Consider the following 20127-nt stretch of genomic DNA (forward strand, 5'->3'; position numbering starts at 1 on the left):
AAATAAACGAAATGCACAACGTGTAAGCGTTTTTACGGAAGAAACATACTTATTATTACAAAAATTTCTATAAATGATATTGACATTCATTATCATTTGGTAGTAAGGTAATACATGTAAATAACGATAATCATTATCAATTAAATGAAATTGATTGAAAATCCGCTATGTTTTCATTTTTCATTTCGGTTGGTAATAATTATTAATTAGATTAATTTAAGTGAAAATTATAGTTGCTAATTTTCGAATGTTTGGTATAATTTGTAATGTTGTTGAAAATGATAATCATTATCATCGTTTTGTGTAATAGCGATGCACTATGTTAAATAGAGATAAAATCGGCATAAAACGTAGATAATCAGTTTGTCAGTTCAATAAGCTTTAGTTTTAAAAAATATAATACATAAGGAAAGAGGTAGGAGAAAATGGGGAAGTTTAAATTAACTATCGTTTTAGCAATTTTTATTTTAATATTGGCGGCTTGCGGAAGTTCGGATGATACAAGTGGGGAAACTGAAGCTACTGAACCTGAAGTTAGTGAGACTGAAACAGCGGAAACAGAGGAAGCTACAGAACCTACAACTGTCGAAATCACTGATGCTCACGGAACGGTAACGGTTCCTGTCAATCCTAAGAATGTAGTTGCTTTGGATAACAGAACATTTGAAACATTGGAAGATTGGGGAATTGAGTTGGCTGCTGTTCCAAAACCGTTAATGCTAGCAGATTCATCATATGTAGCCGATGAAAACGTTCAAGATGTTGGGATGCACCGTGAACCAAACCTTGAAATCATAGCAGCTGCAGATCCTGAACTTGTCATTGTTGGTCAAAGATTTTCAGGATATTATGAAGATATTAAAAAATTAGTACCAAATGCAGCTGTCATTGATTTAAATGTTGACGTAGAAACTAGTGATCCAGGAGATAAGTTAGTTAATGGATTTAAAGATACGACAATTGCTTTAGGGCAAATTTTTGATAAGAATGAAGAAGCTGAACAATTGGTAGCTGATTTAGACCAAGCGATTGAGGATGCTAAAGCTGCGTATAATGGCAGCGACACAATCATGAGTGTGATTGTTTCTGGTGGGGATATTGGTTTTTCAGCTCCTAACACTGGCCGTGTATTTGGACCATTGTATGACATTTTCGAATGGACTCCGGCATTAGAGGTTGAAGATACGTCTACAGATCACCAAGGTGATGAAATTTCAGTTGAAGCGATCGCACAAAGCAATCCTGATTGGATCTTCGTTTTAGATCGTGATGCTCCAATCTCTGGTATCGCGGCAGATGAAAAGGTTCCTGCTCAGGATGTGATTGATAATTCACCTGCTCTTCAAAACACAACGGCTGTTTCTGAAGGACAGATCGTTTATGCACCAATTGATACCTATATTAATGAATCAATTCAAACGTTTACAGAGTTATTTACAAACATTGCTGATACTTTAGCTGAATAGGGTAAAGGAGTTTAACATAGTGCAGAAAAATATAATCGCCGGGATTGAGAGAAATTCTCAATCCCGGTTTTATAACCAAAATAAAATATGGACAAAACCTTTTATACTAGCGATTATCGTTGTAATTGGTTTAGGTGTCATTTCCCTGTTAACTGGGGTTTATGATATACGTGGACAAGAAGATGGAATGGAGATGTTCTTCATCACTCGTGTTCCAAGAACAGTTGCACTCATGCTTACTGGAGCTGCTTTGGCCATGACAGGGCTCGTCATGCAGCTTATTACACAGAATCGGTTAGTTGAGCCTACCACAACAGGTACGACTGAATGGGCTGGTTTGGGTCTTCTTTGTGTTTATTTATTATTTCCTGCACCCTCTTTAGTACTTAGAATGACTGGCGCAATCATTTTTTCTTTTATAGGAACGATGATTTTCTTTTTGTTTATCAGAAGGGTTAGACTCCGTTCCTCTTTAATTGTCCCAATCATTGGTTTAATGCTTGGTGCCGTCATTTCTGCCGTTTCTACTTTTACGAGCCTCTTTTTTCAAATGTCACAAGTGATTGAAGGCTGGTTTGTAGGATCCTTTTCGTCTGTTCAAGCTGGAAGGTATGAATATTTATGGATCATTGTGATCGTTACGATTCTTATTTTTATTTATGCGAATAGATTGACTCTAGCCGGTCTAGGGGAAGATACTGCCACAAGTCTTGGAGTAAATTATAATACCCTCATTCTAATGGCTAATGGTCTTATTGCTGTCGCCATTGGGATTGTTTCAGCTGTTATTGGAAACTTGCCATTTCTAGGATTAATTGTCCCAAATATTGTGTCGATGTTTAGAGGGGATGATCTTAGAAGTAATTTGCCTTGGGTATGTTTGATTGGAATGGGGACGATTACTCTGTGTGACATCATTTCCAGGACGATTATTATGCCTTTTGAAGTCCCTGTTTCTTTAATCCTTGGATCAGTAGGTTCTGTTGTATTCATTATGATCTTATTGAGACAAAGAAAACCAAGGAGGAGGCTAGGATGAACGCTTTAAATTATAAAAAAGAAGACAACGTTAAAATTGATCTTAACCTTCATAATGAAAAGAGATCAGCTAGTGCTTTTCGAACTAAGAAAGACGAAAGACGCTATTGGATTTTGCTCATTACATTAACTGCTCTGGGCCTTTTGTTTGCGTGTGGCCTTTTACTTTATAACAATCCCGTTCCAGTAGATTCGCCTTCTTTTATCCCAGTAGTTGAAAGAAGGATCGTAGCTGTTGTTGCAATGCTTATTGCTGCAATCTGTCACAGTATGTCGACCGTTGCTTTTCAATCGATTACGAATAATAGGATTGTCACGCCTTCTCTTTTAGGCTTCGAATCACTTTACTCAACCATTCATACGGGAACAATGTTTTTATTCGGAGCTAGTGCATTGGTGAGTTTTAGTGGGATTGGACCATTTTTTCTTCAAGTTAGTCTTATGGTTTTAATGAGCTTAATCCTTTATGGGTGGCTGCTTTCCGGAAAGTATGGGAATTTACAGCTTGTCCTTTTAATCGGAATCATTATTGGAACTGGACTGAGTACTTTGTCAGCCTTTATGAGAAAACTTCTTTCTCCATCTGAGTTTGACCTTTTACAGACAAGATTGATTGGTTCTGTTAATAATGCGGATTCAGGATATTTTCCAATTGTTATTCCAATGGTCATCATTATAGGACTATTACTTTTTGTTTTTTCCAAGAAATTAAATATATTGTCACTTGGGAAGGATGTCTCTACGACTTTTGGCGTTAAATACCAACCTAATATCATTTATACACTTATATTAGTAGCTGTTTTGATGTCAATATCAACGGCTTTAGTTGGCCCTCTTACGTTCTTTGGATTTTTAGTGGCTATTTTAAGTTATCAAGCGGCACCGACATATGACCACAGATATATTTTTCCAATGGCTCTTGCTATAGGATTCTTTGTATTAACAAGTGCATATTTTTTAATGTATCATGTATTCAATGCTCAAGCTGTTTCTGTATTTATTGAACTGTTTGGTGGAATCGTATTTCTAATTGTAATTTTAAGGAAGAGGTCTTTATGATAAAAATCAGTAATACTAGAAAGATGTATACGGATGATGTGAAAATTGGACCTTTGGATATTGAAATACCAAAAGCTGGTTTTACGTCTTTAATTGGACCCAACGGTGCTGGAAAGTCTACGACACTTTTGATGATTGGCAGACTTTTAGATATGGATGAAGGCCAAATTATGGTGGCAAATATGGATGTGTCTTCTTCCAAATCCAATGACTTGGCAAAAATCGTCACCATTTTGCGGCAGGAAAATCATTTTGTAACAAGGCTTACTGTTAGACAACTAGCTGGATTTGGGCGCTTTCCTTATTCAAAGGGGAGATTAACAAAAGAAGATGAAGAAATTATATCCAAATATATTGACTTTTTAGACTTAACTAATCTAGAGGATCGATATTTAGATGAGCTTTCTGGTGGTCAAAGACAGAGAGCCTATGTTGCAATGGTTTTGTGCCAAGAGACTGAATATGTGCTATTGGATGAGCCTCTGAACAATCTAGATGTTGCTCGCTCTGTTCAAATGATGGAGTATTTGAGACATGTTGCTAATGAATTTGGAAGAACCATTCTGACTGTTATGCATGATATTAATTTTGCAGCCAAATATTCTGATCGAATCTGTGCTATGAAGGATGGGCAAATTGCTGCATTTGGAACAGTAGAAGAGATTATGAATCCAAAACTTTTAACAGATATTTTTGAAACAAAAATAGAAATTATCAAGGGTCCTTATGGTCCTATAGCTGTCTATTAATCACTAGTTCACTAAGTTTTAAAAATTAATAGTTAAAGAAACGTTAAATTGACATGTCCCAAAGAAGAGTCTTCTCAAAAGTTGATAATACTTTTGAGAAGACTCTTTTTCGTTAAAGGATTTAGCATTATTGAATTTACAATGTTGAATAGTCCAAAATCTAAGCATGCCGCACTTTTAGAATTATTAGACAAAGTAACTAGACTCCATCCGTTGCTATAAATACGAAATTACTGATTGACAATTAAAAGTCCCTATCCTACTATTGATAATAGTTATCATTTTCAACTAAGAAGGGGCAGGATTTTATGACAAAGCGGTTTTCATTTATGTTTGCAACAATTCTTATTTTATCGATTGCATTGATTGGGTGTTCAAGCCAATCAGAAGAAAGTTCAGGAGATATCAATGAAAGTGAAAGTAGCAACACCAACACCATTACTTTTGCTTGGCCTAGAGATGTAGGTGCAATGAATCCACATGTCTATAATCCAAATCAACTATTCGCTCAATCTATGGTATATGAACCTTTAGTTAGTTACCAAGATGGAGGAGAACTAAAACCGCATTTAGCAGAATCTTGGGAGATTTCTGAAGATGGGACAGAGTATGTATTTAATTTACGACAAGGTGTTACATTCTCTGATGGTACAAGCTTTAATGCAGAGATTGTGAAGAAGAATTTCGATACTATATTAACAAATCTAGACTTACATAGTTGGTTAGGGTTTATTCCGAAGATAGCTAGTACTGAGGTTATTGATGAGCATACTTTTAAATTAACATTAAAAGAAGCTTATTACCCAACTATTCAAGAATTAGCTGTTGTAAGACCAGTGCGATTCCTTGGAGAAAGTGGATTTCCTGAAAGTGGTGACACTTCAGAAGGGATCGTAGAACCTGTTGGAACAGGACCGTGGGTATTGGATGACTATAAGGTAGACGAATATGCTATATTTAAACGTAATGAGAATTATTGGGGTGAACTCCCAAGTGTAGAGAAGATTCATGTTAAGGTTATTCCTGATGCAGAAACACGTGTACTTGCCTTTGAAAAAGGTGATATAGACCTTATCTATGGTGAGGGAGTTATTAGCTTAGATTCATTTAAACAATTAGAATCAACAGAAAACTATGGAACTTCTGTGTCTGAGCCGGTTGCAACGAGACAGCTAGTGATGAATACGAATAAAGAACAACTGTCAGATGAACGTGTTCGAAAGGCCTTGCATTATGGATTTAATAAAGAAGCAATGGTTGAGGGTGTAACATCTGGGTTGGAGGAAAAGGCAGACTATATTTTACCAACAAACTTTCCTTACACTTCAGATGTTGATGCTACGGCAGTCGATTATAATGTTGAGAAAGCGAAACAACTGTTAGACGAAGCTGGTTGGAAACTACCAGAAGGTAAGGATATCCGTGAAAAGGATGGACAAACACTAGAATTTGAGTTAATGTACGACTCAGCTGAATCAATCCAGAAATTAATGGCTGAAACTCTACAATCGGAGTGGTTAGGATTAGGTGTTAAATTGAATATTGTTGGAGTTGAACTTACGACTCAGGTTGAGCGATTCAAGGCGAATGAGTTTGATATGAACTTCTTCAGTAACTACGGGGCACCATATGACCCACATACTTTCGTAAACATTGTATCTACAGAAGGATTTGGGTTTAGAGAAGCAATCTCATCTTATCCTAATAAAGAAGAGTTGCTTAACCAAATAACTGAGGTTAAACAAACAACGGATGAAAATGAACGCCAACAGTTATACACAACCATTTTAGGCTCACTGCAGGAGCAAGGTGCAATTGTACCTATCTCTTATATCAAGAAAATAGCAATCTATCAAAATGATGTCTCAAATTTCACATTCCCTGCTAATCGAGATGAACATCCATTTACAGGAATTAGTGTAAACGAGTAAGCGACTGGAGAGGTTTTCATGGGTACTTATGTCTTTAAACGAATCATCACCATTATTCCAATTTTCCTTGTGGCCACGTTGATAACATTTACTATGATTCACTTATCACCAGTGGACCCCGCTGAAGCATACTTTACGGCGGCACATGTACAAGCGACAGATGAGATGTTGGAACAAAAAAGACATGAGCTTGGCCTAGATCAACCTCTCCTAATTCAATATGTGAACACCCTTATTAAGATATGCCAATTTGATTTTGGCATATCTTATGTTACGAGTAAACCGGTATTGGAAGAGATAACTTCTCGAATGTCAGCAACGGTTCAGCTAACAATGGGAAGTCTATTAATTGCCATATTTGTAAGCGTGCCTATAGGGTTTTTAGCTGGTATAAGGAAGAACGGTGTAATCGACCATTTTAGTCGACTCCTTTCTTTCATAGGGGCATCGATCCCATCATTTTGGCTTGGTTATTTACTCATTTTTTTCTTTTCTGTAAAGTTAGACATATTCCCTGTAGAAGGTACGGGAACATGGAAGCATTTAATTTTACCTTCCGTTACGTTGGCTTTTCCTTTAATAGCTTTGTATACCCGTCTGTTACGGGCCAATGTTCTTGATAATTTACAAGAGCCTTATGTATTTTTTGCACGGACGAGAGGGATCCATGAAAGAGTTATAATGGGAAAGCATGTATTACGAATTGCCATTTCTCCTATGATTACAGGACTTGGGATGAATTTAGGGAACTTATTGACTGGTGCTATCATTGTAGAAGCAGTCTTTTCATGGCCTGGATTTGGCCGTTACTTTATTGAAGCGATCTTTAATCGTGATGTTCCTGTTATTCAAGGCTATGTACTGTTAGCAGCTGGATTATTCCTTATAAGTAACTTAATTGTTGATCTAATCCAAATGTATATTGATCCTCGTATTTCAAGAAAAGGAAGTCAGTTGCAATGATAGTGAAGCTTCGAAATATATTAAAAAGTCAAATAGTGATTGTCCTATGTTCTTTCGTTCTCTTTGTGTTACTTTTGATTACGATTTTTGCCCCATGGCTTGCACCTAATGATCCTATCTTGGTTAATTTAGCTCATAAATTACAATCACCTTCTTTCGAATATCCATTAGGAACCGATCACCTAGGGAGATGCACGTTATCTCGTATATTATTCGGAGCACGAATTTCACTAGGGTATGCGATGCTCATTTTCATTTCAGCACTCAGTATAGGCTTAGTCATTGGTATTATTGCCGGGTATATAGGTGGTTGGATTGATCAATTGTTAATGAGACTCGGTGATGGTCTAATGGCGATACCAAGTCTTTTGTTTGTTCTTGGATTTGTTGGTATTTGGGGAGCGGGTCTTAAACAAGTTGTCTTAGGATTAATCCTCGTACAATGGGTTTATTACGCAAGGGTCATTCGAGGAATGGTTTTAAGCCTAAAAGAGGAAAATTATATTACTGCAGCAAAAATCAGTGGATCTTCAAGCTGGACTATCATGAAAAAACATATTATTCCTAATGTTCTTCCATCATTAGCTGTGATGGGGACACTAGAAATGGGTTGGGCTATTATGAATTTATCTTCAATGTCCTTCTTAGGATTAGGTGTGCAACCACCTACACCCGAGTGGGGAGCGATGATTCATGAAGGGAAATCATATATCAGAACAAATCCAGAGCTAATGATTTATCCTGGTTTAATGATAATGCTAGTTGTTGTTACCTTTAATTTATTAGGAGAAGCACTATCTGAACGTTTTAATGTTAAACGCCGCTAGTAAAAAGGGACTGATAAATATGGAAGAAAAAAAACGACGAACTATTTTGAATGTCAGAGATTTACATGTACTAGTAAGAACCCAAGAAGGTCTTTCCACCCTTGTTCAAGATATTAACTTTGGAATTGAAAAAGGCAAGATACTAGGTCTTGTTGGGGAAAGCGGTAGTGGTAAAACAGTTACAAGTATGTCAATCCTAAAGTTACATGATGAAAAGAATACAGAAATTAAAGGGAGCATTACACTACAAGGTAGGGAATTGAATGGTTTAGGAAACAGTGAAATGAGGAGAATTCGAGGAAGAGATATTGCTTTCATTATGCAAAATCCAATGAATGCTTTTACTCCCGTTTTTACAATTGGCCATCAATTTATTGAAACAATCCAATCACATACTTCATTGACTAAAAGGCAAGCAAAGGAACTTGCGATTGATGTGTTGGAAAGTGTGAATTTACCAAATCCGGATAACCTGTTAAAAAACTATCCTTTTCAATTAAGTGGAGGTATGCTCCAACGAGTGATGATTGGCATGGCTGCGTGCTTAAAACCCTCCGTTATTATTGCAGATGAGCCTACGACAGCCCTTGATCTTCATAGTCAATTGTTGGTGCTTCGTCTACTAGATAAGGTTCGTTCTGAGTACGGAACATCCATTTTACTCATTTCTCATGATCTTGGCGTTATTTCCGAATTGGCGGATGATGTAATTGTGATGCAACACGGACGAATAGTAGAAAGTGCAAATGTGATAGATTTATTCGATGCTCCACAACATGAGTACACGAAAAAGCTGTTAAGGACAAGGCCTTCCTTATACTCTGAGAAACAACCCTACACCTATATGTTGTAACAGTAAATGAATTTTCCAAGGGGTGAAACTAGTGTGCTTATTACAAGTAAAACAAGTAAGCTTTAGCTATAATACTAATAAGCTATTTAAAGGTAAGAATCAAGCAAATCAGATTCTTACTGATATTTCCTTTGCGATTGAAGAGAGAACATGTTTGGGGTTAATTGGTACAAGTGGAGCTGGTAAAAGCACCTTAGGGAAGGTCATTCTTGGGATTCAACAGCCACAGCAAGGTCAGGTATTGTTTCAAGGACATGATATATACAATGTGAATAGAGCTACTCGAAAAAAATTGCGCCGTGATCTCCAAGTTGTATTCCAGGACTCATATTCCTCGGTTAACCCACGAATGACAGCCGAACAAATTATAAAAGAGCCGTTAGAGAACTACGAAAAGCTAACATTAGGAGAACAAAGAAGAACGGTTATTGAGCTAATTGAAAGAGTTGGCTTAAGTGAAAAGGATCTAAAAAAACATCCTCACCAGTTTAGTGGTGGGCAATTACAAAGGATTAACATCGCTAGAGCCATTGCTCTTAAACCAAAACTAATCGTCCTTGACGAATCAGTTAGCAGTCTAGACATGGTCACGCAAAGCTTAATTTTAGAATTATTAGCCGAATTAAAGGATGACTTCGGCTTGTCTTATCTTTTTATTACACACGATATCAAAGCTGCGTTTTCGATATCTGATCAAATTGGTGTCCTTGAAAAAGGAGAGCTGATTGAACTTTATGATTCAAAAGATCAATTCTTTTCCTCTAAACACCCTGTAGTGAGCCGCTTGAGAGACTCCATCCTCGCTGAACACCCACGTTTTCGAACAATAGGACGAAGGTCGGGCGGAGAGACTGGTTCCTTCTCTGAAGAGATCTAGCGTTTGGAAAGATTAAAAATAGGAAAATCGTGAAAGTATAAACACGAACTTGAATCAATAAAGTGATACATGAAGTAAAACTGATATAATTTAAGTTGAAAATAAATAAATCATTATTTTAATACACTCATATTATCACAATTGAAAAATGCAGTGTTTTCTAATTGAATTGTTGGAGTGAATTTAAAATGAAAGCTAAATTAAAGGTCAATAGAAAAGGGCAAATTCACTTTTTTCTATTGACCTTTCTAATTTCAATCTGGAAACTTAACCCGAATAATCGTCCCTAGACTCGGCTTCGAATCCACATGAATAGTACTATAATGTGCTTGTACAATTGCATTTGCGATACTCATACCGAGTCCACTTCCATCCGTCCATTCTTCACTTTTGGTGCCACGGTAATAACGTGTGAACAGATTTTGCTTCGTTTGCTCATCCATACCCATTCCGTCATCTTCAACGGTAAGAACAACCTGGTTTCCCTCAGTGCATGCTTTAATGACGACTGCGGTGCCTTCAGGATTGTGTTTCACGGCATTGATGATTAAATTATCTAGCAGCCGCTCAAGCCACTGTGCACTACCTTTTACGTGTAAAGGTTTCTCTGGTGTATAGATTTGGATTGTTTTATATTCCTTATACTTTGCGGTGCAATTTTTAATAACGGAGATGAGATCGATCGTAGAAAAATGAATAGGTAGCTCCTTTTGCTTGAGCTGGGAGATCAACGAGAAATCCTGTATTAGCTCAAGCATATAGTCACTTTTCTTGCGGATCGTTTCACCAATCTCGATTAATTCGGCATCCTGCCATTCATAATGAGAGCTTTCTAACAGATGGGCATAGCCTTGAATCGTCGATAGTGGAGTTCGTAAATCATGAGAGATTCCTGCCATCCATTCTTCACGTTTTTGCTCAAGTAATGCTTGTTCTTTTTTCAATGATGCCAGTTGTTCTGCCATATCATAGAACTCATTAATTACTTCTTTATATAGTCGATAACGTCTTTTAACACCGTTTTTCTTATTAAATAATTGCTTTTTTTCCTTTTCGGTAAAGACGTTATCATATTCGCCGTTTCGCATTCTTTCTAGCCAACTTATAAACAATATGAGAGGCTGGCCATAACGAATAGCATGCCAAACAGCAAGTAGAATTAGCGTGAATAAAATGACCATACCCATTACAATCAGCACGATCAAAATTTGCTGAATTGTTGTATAGCTTAGCTGCTCATTATTCAATGGAGTATGCAAAATCCAAGTTTGATCATCTACTCGCTCTACTTCGATTGAAGTACCATAGGTGAGTGGGTCGTCTAAATGTGCTGTGATTTGTAATTCGGTATAGAAGAGGGGCTGATCGCTTTCGCCAAACCTTTTCAGGACCTCACCTTCACTATTAATAATGTCTAGAAAATAACCCTCAAACTGTTCTAGCTCCTCTGCTATATTGGCTGCCCCTTGCTCCGGAACTTGACCATCCTTGTTATAGTATTCAATCCATTTTAATAGAAGCTCCTGCTTTTTATTTTGGTAGCCGAGTATGAAATAATAAGGTTTATCGTAGAAGAGGGCATCAAGATACGTTCCGATTTGATAGTCACCATATACTTGTGTTTCCTCTAATTTCAGGATGTCCTTGATAGAATAATGGTTAGGAATTTGTGTTGGAACATCTACAGCATGGATGACGTCACCATTATCATCGACAATTTGTAGCCACATGTTTTTCGCCTTCAGCTGATCTAGCCAAACTTTTCCAATCTCTGTATGATCTTCTTCTATCGTTGTCTCGGTTGAAATGGCATCAAGTAACCCATCTGGGAAAGCATGGTTTATCTCTTGATTCATAACAAATTCTATAACGAAAAAGAGTACGGTTAATAACACCGTTGCCACCAACAACACCATGAAAATGAATTGTAATGAGAAATGAAAGGCAATTCTACGCTTAATTGATCTCATGTTTTGGTCTCCATCACAAGCTTGTACCCTAATCCCCGAACTGTAACTAGAAACTGCGGTCTACTGGGATCAGGTTCAATTCGTTCCCTTAGACGTCTAATATGTACCATGATTGTATTGTCGTCAACAAAGTGATCCATGCCCCAGACGGCTTCAAATAAATCATTTTTTGTGAATACTCGGTTCGGGTGCTTACATAGATAGACAAGTAAGCGAAAAACAAGTGCCGGACAATTCGTGTTCTTTCCATCGACCTTTAGTTCCTTTGTTAACTCATTTACTTGAAAATAACCGAAATCATAAATAAATGGCTGCAGTTTATCTTCACCGTCAAGAGATAAGTGAGAGCTTCTGCGCTCTACGGCCTTGATCCTTGCTACGATCTCCAGTGGATTAAATGGTTTGGTAACATAATCATCACCACCCATTGCAAACCCTGTTAACACATCAAAATCTGTTGTTTTTGCTGTTAAGTATAAAAGATAAGCATTAGAACGCTCGCGAATTTTTGGTCCTAAATCAAAACCGCTCCCATCAGGTAGCATCACATCGAGTATAATAAAGTCAAATGGATGGGAATCAATGATCTCAAGTGTTTGTTTAAATGTGTACGCTGTCTTGATATTCGTATAGCCTTCCTTTTTCAATACTTTCTCCAACATAGTTACAATTGATTGTTCATCATCCACTAATAATATATTTAAATTTGCCACCGCCAACACCTCCAGCTTATCCTACCACTGTAACCTTACGTTAACCTTACGAATGTTAAACATTTGTAATCTATTAGTAAAAAAACAAAAGTGTTCCTGTAAGCTCTCTTTTTTAAACTAAGGATACAATAGAATACACAAAGGGGAAATACATCTTATGAATAATAGAATTGCTGTAGTCGATGCACTACGGGGGCTGAGTTTGTTTGGAATATTGGCTGCGAACATGTTGATCTTTCAATATGGAATCTACGGAAAGGATGAGATGGAGCAGTATTCAGTTTCAAATTTAGATCAAATCATTCATATTGTTTTAAAGGTGTTAGTTGAGTCAAGCTTTATGCCGATTTTTGCCTTTTTATTTGGCTATGGAATTATCAAAATGAAAGAAAGCTTAGAAAACAAGGGACTACCTGTTAAACGTTACTTGGCTAGGCGCTTTCTGCTGTTATTAATCTTCGGATTTGCACATAGTATCCTTCTTTGGGAGGGAGATATTTTAACTGCTTATGGAATGACAGGTTTTTTTTTACTACTCTTTTTTAATCGCAAAATAAAGACTCTATATATATGGGGAGTAATTACGACCATCCTTATAGGTGCTCTAAGTTACGGTACCGGAGACTTTATGGTTACCTCAGAAGACAAATCGATTATGACTAATTATGTAACAACAACAATTGATGTCTATAGAAATGGCTCGTTTCTTGAAATTCTAACCCATCGAATGAATGAAGATCCAATGCTTGAAATAATGCCTAAGGGGGCACTGTTATTCATTTTGGTCATCGCCCCAATTATGATATTACCTATGTTCTTGTTCGGTATGATTTCAGCAAAGCAGCAATGGTTTAATAAATTAAGAGAATCCACCTTTCAATTACGCTGGAAAAAGTTAACGATTATCTTTGTAGCTAGTGGAATCTTTCTAAAATTAATGCCTTATATATTCCCAGATCTAGGTCTTAGTGGAACGGGGTATGGATTAGGTGGTTCGGTGCTTGCGATAGGGTATATTCTATTGTTTTCATTATTGTTAAACCATAAAGAAAACATATTAGTTAAAGGTTTCACTGCAGTGGGTCGCCTTTCATTATCAAACTATCTATTTCAAACAATGATTTGTATTTTGATTTTTTATGGTTTTGGACTCGGGTTATTCGGTAAACTTGGCGTATTAGCAGGTGTTGGATTAACAATTCTAATCTATAGTATCCAATTAATCGGAAGCCTACTCTATCTCAAAGTGTTTAAAACAGGTCCATTCGAAAAAGTACTTCGAATGTGGACGTACCTGAAGTGGAACGGGGGAAGAGATTCTTTGTCTAAGAGTCGTTCGATGGACGGGGAAAAAGTTGGTTGAGAGGTATGTTTGATAAAATTAAAGAATGATAGTTACCTTATATTGATGCTTGTCATACAGGTGGCATGATGTGAATTTCTAGCCGAAACCCAAATCTTATCGGGGTTTCGGCTTTTTGTAACTGACCATGTTCTGACTATACTTTCTTTTAAAGAAGTCTCTACTCAATCACTTTTGGACAGCTATTTAGAAAAATATGATTAATAATGAAAATTAAATACACTGAATAATAATATCACGTTCAAATTTTGTCGATTAATGTCGATATAAAGTAAAAGACAAAAAATGAGGAGACCATATTTATGAAAATAGGGAGGAAATTTGGATTTTTCCAAGATCTCAGCATTATTAAAAAGTTAGTTATCATGTTAGTCATTTCAGCGTTAGGTTTGGGTTTAGCGGGGTATGCAGGAATATCAGCAATCAACAAGATAGCAACTGGTGAAAAGATTATTTATGAAGAACAATTAATTCCTAATCAATTATTCTCAGAATTGAGTAGTGTTAATGCAGATTTAGATCTGTATTCATTGCAAATACTTGCTAATACCGATGTTCAACAAACTGAAGCACTACTAGAGACATTGATTGCTACTGCTGAAGAGGTTGGTAAGCTACAAGAAGAGATAGAGACATTAAAATTAATGCCTAATATCCAAGAGAAATATGATGAGTATAAACAATTAAACATGGAAGTCAGTGAAAACGCTCAAACTATGATTGGGCTGGCTTTGGAAAATGATAATCAAGGAGCTTATGCAAGCTATTTAACTGATGTAAAACCATTGAGAGATCAACTAAATCAATCTCTAAATGACATCCAAAATTTAAATGCAGAAAATGCCAAAAGAATATACGAAGCTGATGTAGAAAGTGCGAAAGAAACAAATGCTTTCATGATTACTGTCATTATTATTTCTTTACTTGTTTCTTTATTAGCAGGATTTTTAATAGCTAGATCAATTGTTAATCCGATTAAGCAACTACAGAATTCACTTTCCGAAGTAGAAAATGGGGATTTTACTGTTGAGGCAACTTACGAATCAAAAGATGAAGTAGGGAAGCTTACAGATTCCTTTAACAATATGATTCGCTCAGTTAATGCAATCATCAAAACGATAAGTGAAACGTCCGATCAACTGGCAGCTTCTTCAGAACAATTGAGTGCGAGCTCAGAAGAGAGCACAAAAGCTAGTGAACATATTTCTTATACGATCCAAGAGCTTTCAGAAGGTGCCAAACATCAATTGCAAAGTGTTGATGCAAGTAACTCAGTCATTGGTGAAATGTCAACCGCTTCTGAGAGTATCTCAAAACGTACAGACAATGTACTAAGTAATGCTCAAGAGACTTCTAGAATGTCTAAAGAAGGTAGTGACTCAATCAATAAGGTTAGCTCGCAAATGAAGTCAATCAATCAAACTGTCATATCTTTAGCAGAAGCATTCAAAGGATTGCAGGAACGCTCAAACGAGATTGGCAATATTACAGGTGTGATCACGGGAATAGCAGAGCAAACGAATCTTCTGGCGTTAAATGCTGCAATTGAAGCTGCACGTGCAGGGGAGCAAGGAAAGGGATTTGCGGTTGTAGCTGGAGAAGTTAGGAAGTTAGCGGAGCAATCTGCTCAGTCAGCGGACCAAATTTCTAAGCTTATCAAAATCATTCAAGTTGATACTCAACAAACAATGAACACCGTTACTTCTGCAACGACTGAAGTAAATGAAGGATTAGTCGTCGTACAGGAAGCTGGAGAAAATTTCATAAATATCGAGGGTTCTATTAGCGAAGTTGTTACGAAGATTGGTGAGGTGGCTAACTTAGCAAATAATTTAGTTACCGGTATGGATCAAGTGACTAACACGATTAGTGGTGTGAGGGAAATCGCAGATGAAACAGCATCAAGTTCCCAGTCTATCTCAGCGACTACCGAGGAACAATTAGCTTCAATGGAAGAGATCACTTCTTCCGCACAAGTTTTAGCCCAAAATGCGGAGACATTACAGCTATTAATTCAAAACTTTAAAGTGAAATAAAGTAGTTCAGTTATTACTATTAATGAATGACTGAGTTAACTAAGCAGAGGCTTTCATAAGTTAATCAAACTTATGGGAAGCCTCTTTTTCATTTTTATTGTAAAATGTACTTTGAAAGCCGTTACAATTAAAACTATTTTTTTACAAACTATCCATTTATAATAGAAGATATGGTAATTAGAATGCTTAAAAGGAAATGGATCTATATATTTTGACAAGTCTGAAAGAAGAGGTGAAGGTACGATGAAATTTTCTTTGTTTTCAGTAATGACACCGGATACAACTCCTGAACAGTTGGTGAACTATCTTAACGAAACAGGATACCATGGTGTGGAATGGAGATATAAAGAGACAACAGAAGACCTAAAAAAAGATAAACCTAGCTTTTGGGGTAATAATTTATGCACCATTTCACCAGATATAACAGACCAAGAGATAAGAGAGCTGACACTAGCGACAAAAGAGAATGGTCTAAAGGTGGTAAGTTTGAATCCGTATTTAACATCTGGAGACCTAACATCAACCGAGCAAGTGTTACAAACAGCCCAAAAGTTTGGAGCAACTAATATAAGAATCGGTGTTCCATGGTATGATCGATCCGAAAACTATAATGATTTATTTAAGGAAGCAGTTACATATTTAAAAGAGGTTGAGCAAATGTGTAAGCAATATAACATAAGAGGTCTCGTTGAGGCACATTTTGGGACGATTGCACCGAGTGCAGGATTAGCCTATCGATTAGTGAGCGAGTTTAATCCGGAACAGATTGGAGTTCTATATGATCCAGGGAATTTGGTTCATGAGGGGTATGAAAATTACCGGATGGGGATGGAGTTGCTAGGTGAGTATCTAGCACATGTACATGTGAAAAATGCGTTTTGGCAGAAAAAACATGAGCATGAAGATGGAACGGTGGATTGGTCAGTTGAGTGGGCACCTATTGATAAAGGAATAGTAGATTGGAAGCGAGTGTTTTCCGATTTAAAAGCGGTTGGCTATGATGGATATATTGGTATGGAGGATTTTAGTGGTTCGTTTGATACTAAAACGTCTATCAAATACAATATCGATACTGTAAAAAGAATGCTTGCGGAAATTGAATCTTAAAAAGAAAAAGATTGCATTTATTTTGAGATAGAAAGGTGATTATATGAAGGAATTAAATCAGAGAGATCGTGAGTACTGGCTTCAATCAATGATCAAAATAGCACGTCCAGTTCTACTTCACTTAAAGGAAAAAACATTAAAAACAGAAATGCCGGTCGAAAAGATCGACGGTACAAAATGTGAGAGTTTTTCCCATTTAGAGGCACTTTCACGGGTGTTGGTTGGTATGGCACCATGGCTTGAGAGGAAATGTGAAAACAGTGAAGAAGAGAAGCTTCGGATTGAATATTGTGAATTAGCTCGAGCGGCTATTGATTCAGGGACAGATCCTGAGTCGCCAGATTACATGAATTTTAGTGATGATTTCCAGCCTATTGTTGATACAGCTTTTCTAGCACATGCATTTCTAAGAGCACCTAACGAATTATGGGAGAAACTCGATGTCAGAGTGAAAGATAATGTGATTATTGCGATGAAAGCTACACGTTCGAGAAAGCCATTCTATTCTAATTGGCTATTATTCTCTGCAATTATTGAAGCATTTTTATATAAGGTAGGAGAAAAGGACTGGGATCCGATGCGGATTGACTTTGCGATTAAGCAAGTTGATCAATGGTACGTAGGAGACGGTATCTATAGCGATGGTCCTGAGTTTCATTATGATTATTACAATAGCTTTGTCATTCATCCAATGTTTGTGGATTTAATAGAAACGGTTGGGCAGGAGTATAAGGAATGGCAAGATAAAAAAGAATCGGTTATTGAAAGGTCTAAGAGGTATGCCGTTATTCAAGAGAGATTGATTTCACCTGAAGGAACATTTCCACCAGTAGGACGATCAATCGCGTACCGGTTTGGGGTATTTCAAACATTAGCTCAACACTCATTGCGTAAGGATCTACCAATAGAAGTAACGCCAGCACAGGTACGAAGTGCTCTAACTGCAGTCATTAGAAGGACCGTTGAAGCCCCTCAAACATTTACTGATTCAGGCTGGCTTACAATCGGATTTTGTGGCCATCAACCTGGAATTGGAGAATTCTATATTTCTACAGGCAGTCTTTATTTATGTTCGGTTGTATTTCTACCATTAGGATTACCGGAATCGGATCCATTTTGGAGTGATCCTGCAACGGAATGGACGTCTAAAAGGGCTTGGTCGGGCAAAGAGTTTCCTATTGATCATGCTTTCTGATCGTTGAGAAGATTAAGCCTAACGTTGACACATAAATAGTGGAAAGACAAAGCATTGTTTTTCAATTAATCAATGGAGTGGTGATTTAAATGGTTAAAGGTTTGTACATTATGGATCAAGATCCATTTGATCTTGTTTATCAAAAAGAAGTAAGAGATGAAATTGAGAGATTAGCAGGTATCGATGCATCTCCTATGTCAAAGGAGGAACTGCATCAGGATCTCTCCATCTTACAGGATGTAGAAGTCATTTTTTCTGGTTGGGGAGGCCCTGTACTTGACCAAACACTTCTAGATGCGGCCCCTCATTTGAAAGCATTCTTCTACGCGGCAGGGTCTGTAAAAGGTATTGTCACAGAGGAAACATGGAATCGAGACATACTTGTTACTAGTGCAGTAACAGCAAATGCGATACCTGTTGCAGAATTTACATTATCGCAAATTTTCTTTTGTTTAAAGAATGGGTGGCAGTTTACTAGAGAGATAAGGAAAACAAAACAGTTCCCTCCGAAACCATTTTCCTGTCAAGGGGCTTTTGGAAGTACGGTAGGATTAATATCCCTAAGTACTGTTGGGAAACAGGTTTGTGAATTACTTAAGCCGTTTGATATCAAGGTAATTGCCTATGATCCGTTTATTACAGAAGAGGTAGCAGAGCAATTGGGTGTGGAATTATGTAGCTTAGAAGATGTTTTTCTAAGGTCCGATGTGGTTTCCTTGCATACACCGCTATTGGAAGAGACAAAAGGGATGATTGGAAAAGAGCATTTTGCTCAAATGCTACCTAATTCTAGCTTCATCAATACGGCAAGAGGGGAAATTGTTAGAGAGCGAGAAATGATCGAGGTATTACAGGAAAGAACTGATATTACTGCGGTTCTAGATGTAACGTTTCCCGAACCACCAGAGCAAGACTCTCCCCTATATCAATTAGACAACGTTGTATTAACCCCACATCTCGCTGGTAGCGAAGGGAAAGAATGCGGAAGAATGGGACAATACATGTTAGAAGAGTATAAGCGATATCTAAATGGTGAGAGGTTAAAATGGCAGGTGAAACGGGAGAATTTCTCCATCTTAGCGTAAGACAGCTATCAATGCTGCTTTATATCATTTAAGCAACTTTATTATAAGCCATCTAATTAGTTCACCGGACTATTTGATGGCTTTTTTCTTGTATTAATGCTATTTGTGCGGGGATTCTAAGTTAATTTTATGGGTAGTAAGCTGGGTTGCTTTAGTTAAATCTTGATCTGTGGAATGACAAGTTTGATATTAATCCAAATTATTTATTGAAGGTTTTGTTAAATTAAAGTAAAATTATGTATTGATAATAATTATCGTTATCAATGCCGGGATCGTTTAAAATTTAAAAATAAATGAAGTATGGAAGGTGATAGAATGACAGCCCTTACAAATTCAAATATCGCAAAGGTGATTCGTGAACGTCGCTCAATTAAAACAGGATATACAGATCAACCTGTCTCACAAGAGTTAATCGAAATGTTATTGGAGGATGCGGTCTGGGCACCCAATCACGGACTTCGGGAACCATGGCGTTTCATCACTGTACCTACTGAAAAAAAGCAAGAGTTCATTAGCGACTTAGTTGCAACCTTTCCTAAAGATATGCAGGAGAATAGGAGAACCTACTTTTCTATGCCTTCAGCTTTTATGGTCGTCATTATGAAAGAGGATCCAAGACAAAAACAATGGGATGAAGATTATGGTGCAGTAAGTGCGATGATTCAAAATTTTCAACTGCTTGCTTGGGAGCAGGGATTAGGTGTGGTATGGAAAACGAACCCGCATAATTATGATCCGAAAGTACATAAGCTATTAGGTGTTGAACCAGGAGAGAAGATTGTTGGTTTCATACATATGGGGTATTTTGAAGATACGCCTATTGCGAGATCCCGTACACCAATAAAAGAAAAACTGTCTATATACAAGGGCTAGAAGCGTTCATTAAGGATAGAAC

17 protein-coding genes are annotated in these 20127 nt (G+C 37.1%); 15 read left to right on the forward strand and 2 right to left on the reverse strand.

The annotated features are described in order from the left end of the window. The first annotated feature begins 425 nt into the window (after positions 1 to 425). From J7W16_RS17965 to nikE, 9 genes are all read left to right on the forward strand, one after another. Positions 426 to 1466, forward strand: a complete 1041-nt coding sequence (locus J7W16_RS17965) for a siderophore ABC transporter substrate-binding protein (protein ID WP_210598869.1) — start codon at positions 426 to 428, stop codon at positions 1464 to 1466. Between the two features lie 19 nt (positions 1467 to 1485). After that, on the forward strand, positions 1486 to 2505 hold the full coding sequence (locus J7W16_RS17970) for an ABC transporter permease (RefSeq protein WP_210598870.1): 1020 nt from the start codon (positions 1486 to 1488) through the stop codon (positions 2503 to 2505). Further along, positions 2502 to 3563, forward strand: coding sequence for an iron chelate uptake ABC transporter family permease subunit (locus J7W16_RS17975; protein WP_210598871.1), 1062 nt, complete (start codon positions 2502 to 2504; stop codon positions 3561 to 3563). Before J7W16_RS17970 ends, J7W16_RS17975 begins: the two co-directional genes overlap by 4 nt. Next, a complete protein-coding gene (locus J7W16_RS17980; RefSeq protein WP_210598872.1) occupies positions 3560 to 4312 on the forward strand; it encodes an iron ABC transporter ATP-binding protein in 753 nt (250 codons plus the stop codon). Before J7W16_RS17975 ends, J7W16_RS17980 begins: the two co-directional genes overlap by 4 nt. Before the next feature lie 308 nt (positions 4313 to 4620). Then, the gene (gene nikA / locus J7W16_RS17985; protein WP_210598873.1) at positions 4621 to 6243 is read left to right on the forward strand and encodes a nickel ABC transporter substrate-binding protein; all 1623 of its coding nucleotides are present in this window, start codon (positions 4621 to 4623) and stop codon (positions 6241 to 6243) included. Positions 6244 to 6261: 18 nt separating this feature from the next. After that, positions 6262 to 7206: a nickel ABC transporter permease subunit NikB gene (gene nikB / locus J7W16_RS17990; RefSeq protein ID WP_210598874.1), complete on the forward strand. Its 945-nt coding sequence runs from the start codon at positions 6262 to 6264 to the stop codon at positions 7204 to 7206. Beyond that, positions 7203 to 8033 carry a nickel ABC transporter permease subunit NikC gene (gene nikC, locus J7W16_RS17995; protein WP_210598875.1) on the forward strand — a complete coding sequence of 277 codons (831 nt, stop codon included), beginning with the start codon at positions 7203 to 7205 and terminating at the stop codon, positions 8031 to 8033. Before nikB ends, nikC begins: the two co-directional genes overlap by 4 nt. A gap of 19 nt (positions 8034 to 8052) precedes the next feature. Further along, positions 8053 to 8886 carry an ABC transporter ATP-binding protein gene (locus tag J7W16_RS18000; protein ID WP_210598876.1) on the forward strand — a complete coding sequence of 278 codons (834 nt, stop codon included), beginning with the start codon at positions 8053 to 8055 and terminating at the stop codon, positions 8884 to 8886. A 31-nt stretch (positions 8887 to 8917) separates the two neighbouring features. Continuing rightward, positions 8918 to 9763, forward strand: coding sequence for a nickel import ATP-binding protein NikE (nikE, locus tag J7W16_RS18005; protein ID WP_210598877.1), 846 nt, complete (start codon positions 8918 to 8920; stop codon positions 9761 to 9763). A 254-nt stretch (positions 9764 to 10017) separates the two neighbouring features. Here the strand turns inward: nikE and J7W16_RS18010 are convergent, their stop codons facing one another. Both J7W16_RS18010 and J7W16_RS18015 read right to left on the reverse strand, forming a co-directional pair. Continuing rightward, on the reverse strand, positions 10018 to 11733 hold the full coding sequence (locus tag J7W16_RS18010; RefSeq protein ID WP_210598878.1) for a sensor histidine kinase: 1716 nt from the start codon (positions 11731 to 11733) through the stop codon (positions 10018 to 10020). Further along, positions 11730 to 12446: a response regulator transcription factor gene (locus J7W16_RS18015; RefSeq protein ID WP_210598879.1), complete on the reverse strand. Its 717-nt coding sequence runs from the start codon at positions 12444 to 12446 to the stop codon at positions 11730 to 11732. The genes J7W16_RS18010 and J7W16_RS18015 overlap by 4 nt, the downstream gene beginning before the upstream one ends. 157 nt (positions 12447 to 12603) lie before the next feature. On the opposite strand from J7W16_RS18015, the gene J7W16_RS18020 reads away from it, so the two are divergent. The 6 genes from J7W16_RS18020 to J7W16_RS18045 all read left to right on the forward strand — a co-directional run bounded on the left by J7W16_RS18020 (position 12604) and on the right by J7W16_RS18045 (position 20105). After that, on the forward strand, positions 12604 to 13809 hold the full coding sequence (locus tag J7W16_RS18020; protein ID WP_210598880.1) for a DUF418 domain-containing protein: 1206 nt from the start codon (positions 12604 to 12606) through the stop codon (positions 13807 to 13809). Between the two features lie 302 nt (positions 13810 to 14111). Further along, the gene (locus tag J7W16_RS18025) at positions 14112 to 15845 is read left to right on the forward strand and encodes a methyl-accepting chemotaxis protein (protein ID WP_210598881.1); all 1734 of its coding nucleotides are present in this window, start codon (positions 14112 to 14114) and stop codon (positions 15843 to 15845) included. Between the two features lie 243 nt (positions 15846 to 16088). Further along, a complete protein-coding gene (locus J7W16_RS18030) occupies positions 16089 to 16952 on the forward strand; it encodes a sugar phosphate isomerase/epimerase family protein (RefSeq protein ID WP_210598882.1) in 864 nt (287 codons plus the stop codon). Between the two features lie 43 nt (positions 16953 to 16995). Then, positions 16996 to 18147: a DUF2264 domain-containing protein gene (locus J7W16_RS18035; RefSeq protein ID WP_210598883.1), complete on the forward strand. Its 1152-nt coding sequence runs from the start codon at positions 16996 to 16998 to the stop codon at positions 18145 to 18147. 89 nt (positions 18148 to 18236) lie between these two features. Further along, the gene (locus tag J7W16_RS18040; protein ID WP_210598884.1) at positions 18237 to 19232 is read left to right on the forward strand and encodes a hydroxyacid dehydrogenase; all 996 of its coding nucleotides are present in this window, start codon (positions 18237 to 18239) and stop codon (positions 19230 to 19232) included. A gap of 315 nt (positions 19233 to 19547) precedes the next feature. Further along, a complete protein-coding gene (locus J7W16_RS18045) occupies positions 19548 to 20105 on the forward strand; it encodes a nitroreductase family protein (RefSeq protein WP_210598885.1) in 558 nt (185 codons plus the stop codon). The last annotated feature ends 22 nt before the right edge of the window (positions 20106 to 20127 follow it).

This window comes from Halalkalibacter suaedae (assembly GCF_017939705.1).
GTDB classification, from domain to species: Bacteria; Bacillota; Bacilli; order Bacillales; family Bacillaceae_D; genus Halalkalibacter; species Halalkalibacter suaedae.

Coding starts and splice junctions, on each gene's coding strand:
- J7W16_RS17965 (WP_210598869.1), top strand. CDS start 426: ATGGGGAAGTTTAAATTAACTATCGTTTTAGCAATTTTTATTTTAATA.
- J7W16_RS17975 (WP_210598871.1), top strand. CDS start 2,502: ATGAACGCTTTAAATTATAAAAAAGAAGACAACGTTAAAATTGATCTT.
- J7W16_RS17980 (WP_210598872.1), top strand. CDS start 3,560: ATGATAAAAATCAGTAATACTAGAAAGATGTATACGGATGATGTGAAA.
- nikA (WP_210598873.1), top strand. CDS start 4,621: ATGACAAAGCGGTTTTCATTTATGTTTGCAACAATTCTTATTTTATCG.
- nikB (WP_210598874.1), top strand. CDS start 6,262: ATGGGTACTTATGTCTTTAAACGAATCATCACCATTATTCCAATTTTC.
- nikC (WP_210598875.1), top strand. CDS start 7,203: ATGATAGTGAAGCTTCGAAATATATTAAAAAGTCAAATAGTGATTGTC.
- J7W16_RS18000 (WP_210598876.1), top strand. CDS start 8,053: ATGGAAGAAAAAAAACGACGAACTATTTTGAATGTCAGAGATTTACAT.
- J7W16_RS18010 (WP_210598878.1), bottom strand. CDS start 11,733: ATGAGATCAATTAAGCGTAGAATTGCCTTTCATTTCTCATTACAATTC.
- J7W16_RS18020 (WP_210598880.1), top strand. CDS start 12,604: ATGAATAATAGAATTGCTGTAGTCGATGCACTACGGGGGCTGAGTTTG.
- J7W16_RS18025 (WP_210598881.1), top strand. CDS start 14,112: ATGAAAATAGGGAGGAAATTTGGATTTTTCCAAGATCTCAGCATTATT.
- J7W16_RS18030 (WP_210598882.1), top strand. CDS start 16,089: ATGAAATTTTCTTTGTTTTCAGTAATGACACCGGATACAACTCCTGAA.
- J7W16_RS18035 (WP_210598883.1), top strand. CDS start 16,996: ATGAAGGAATTAAATCAGAGAGATCGTGAGTACTGGCTTCAATCAATG.
- J7W16_RS18040 (WP_210598884.1), top strand. CDS start 18,237: ATGGTTAAAGGTTTGTACATTATGGATCAAGATCCATTTGATCTTGTT.
- J7W16_RS18045 (WP_210598885.1), top strand. CDS start 19,548: ATGACAGCCCTTACAAATTCAAATATCGCAAAGGTGATTCGTGAACGT.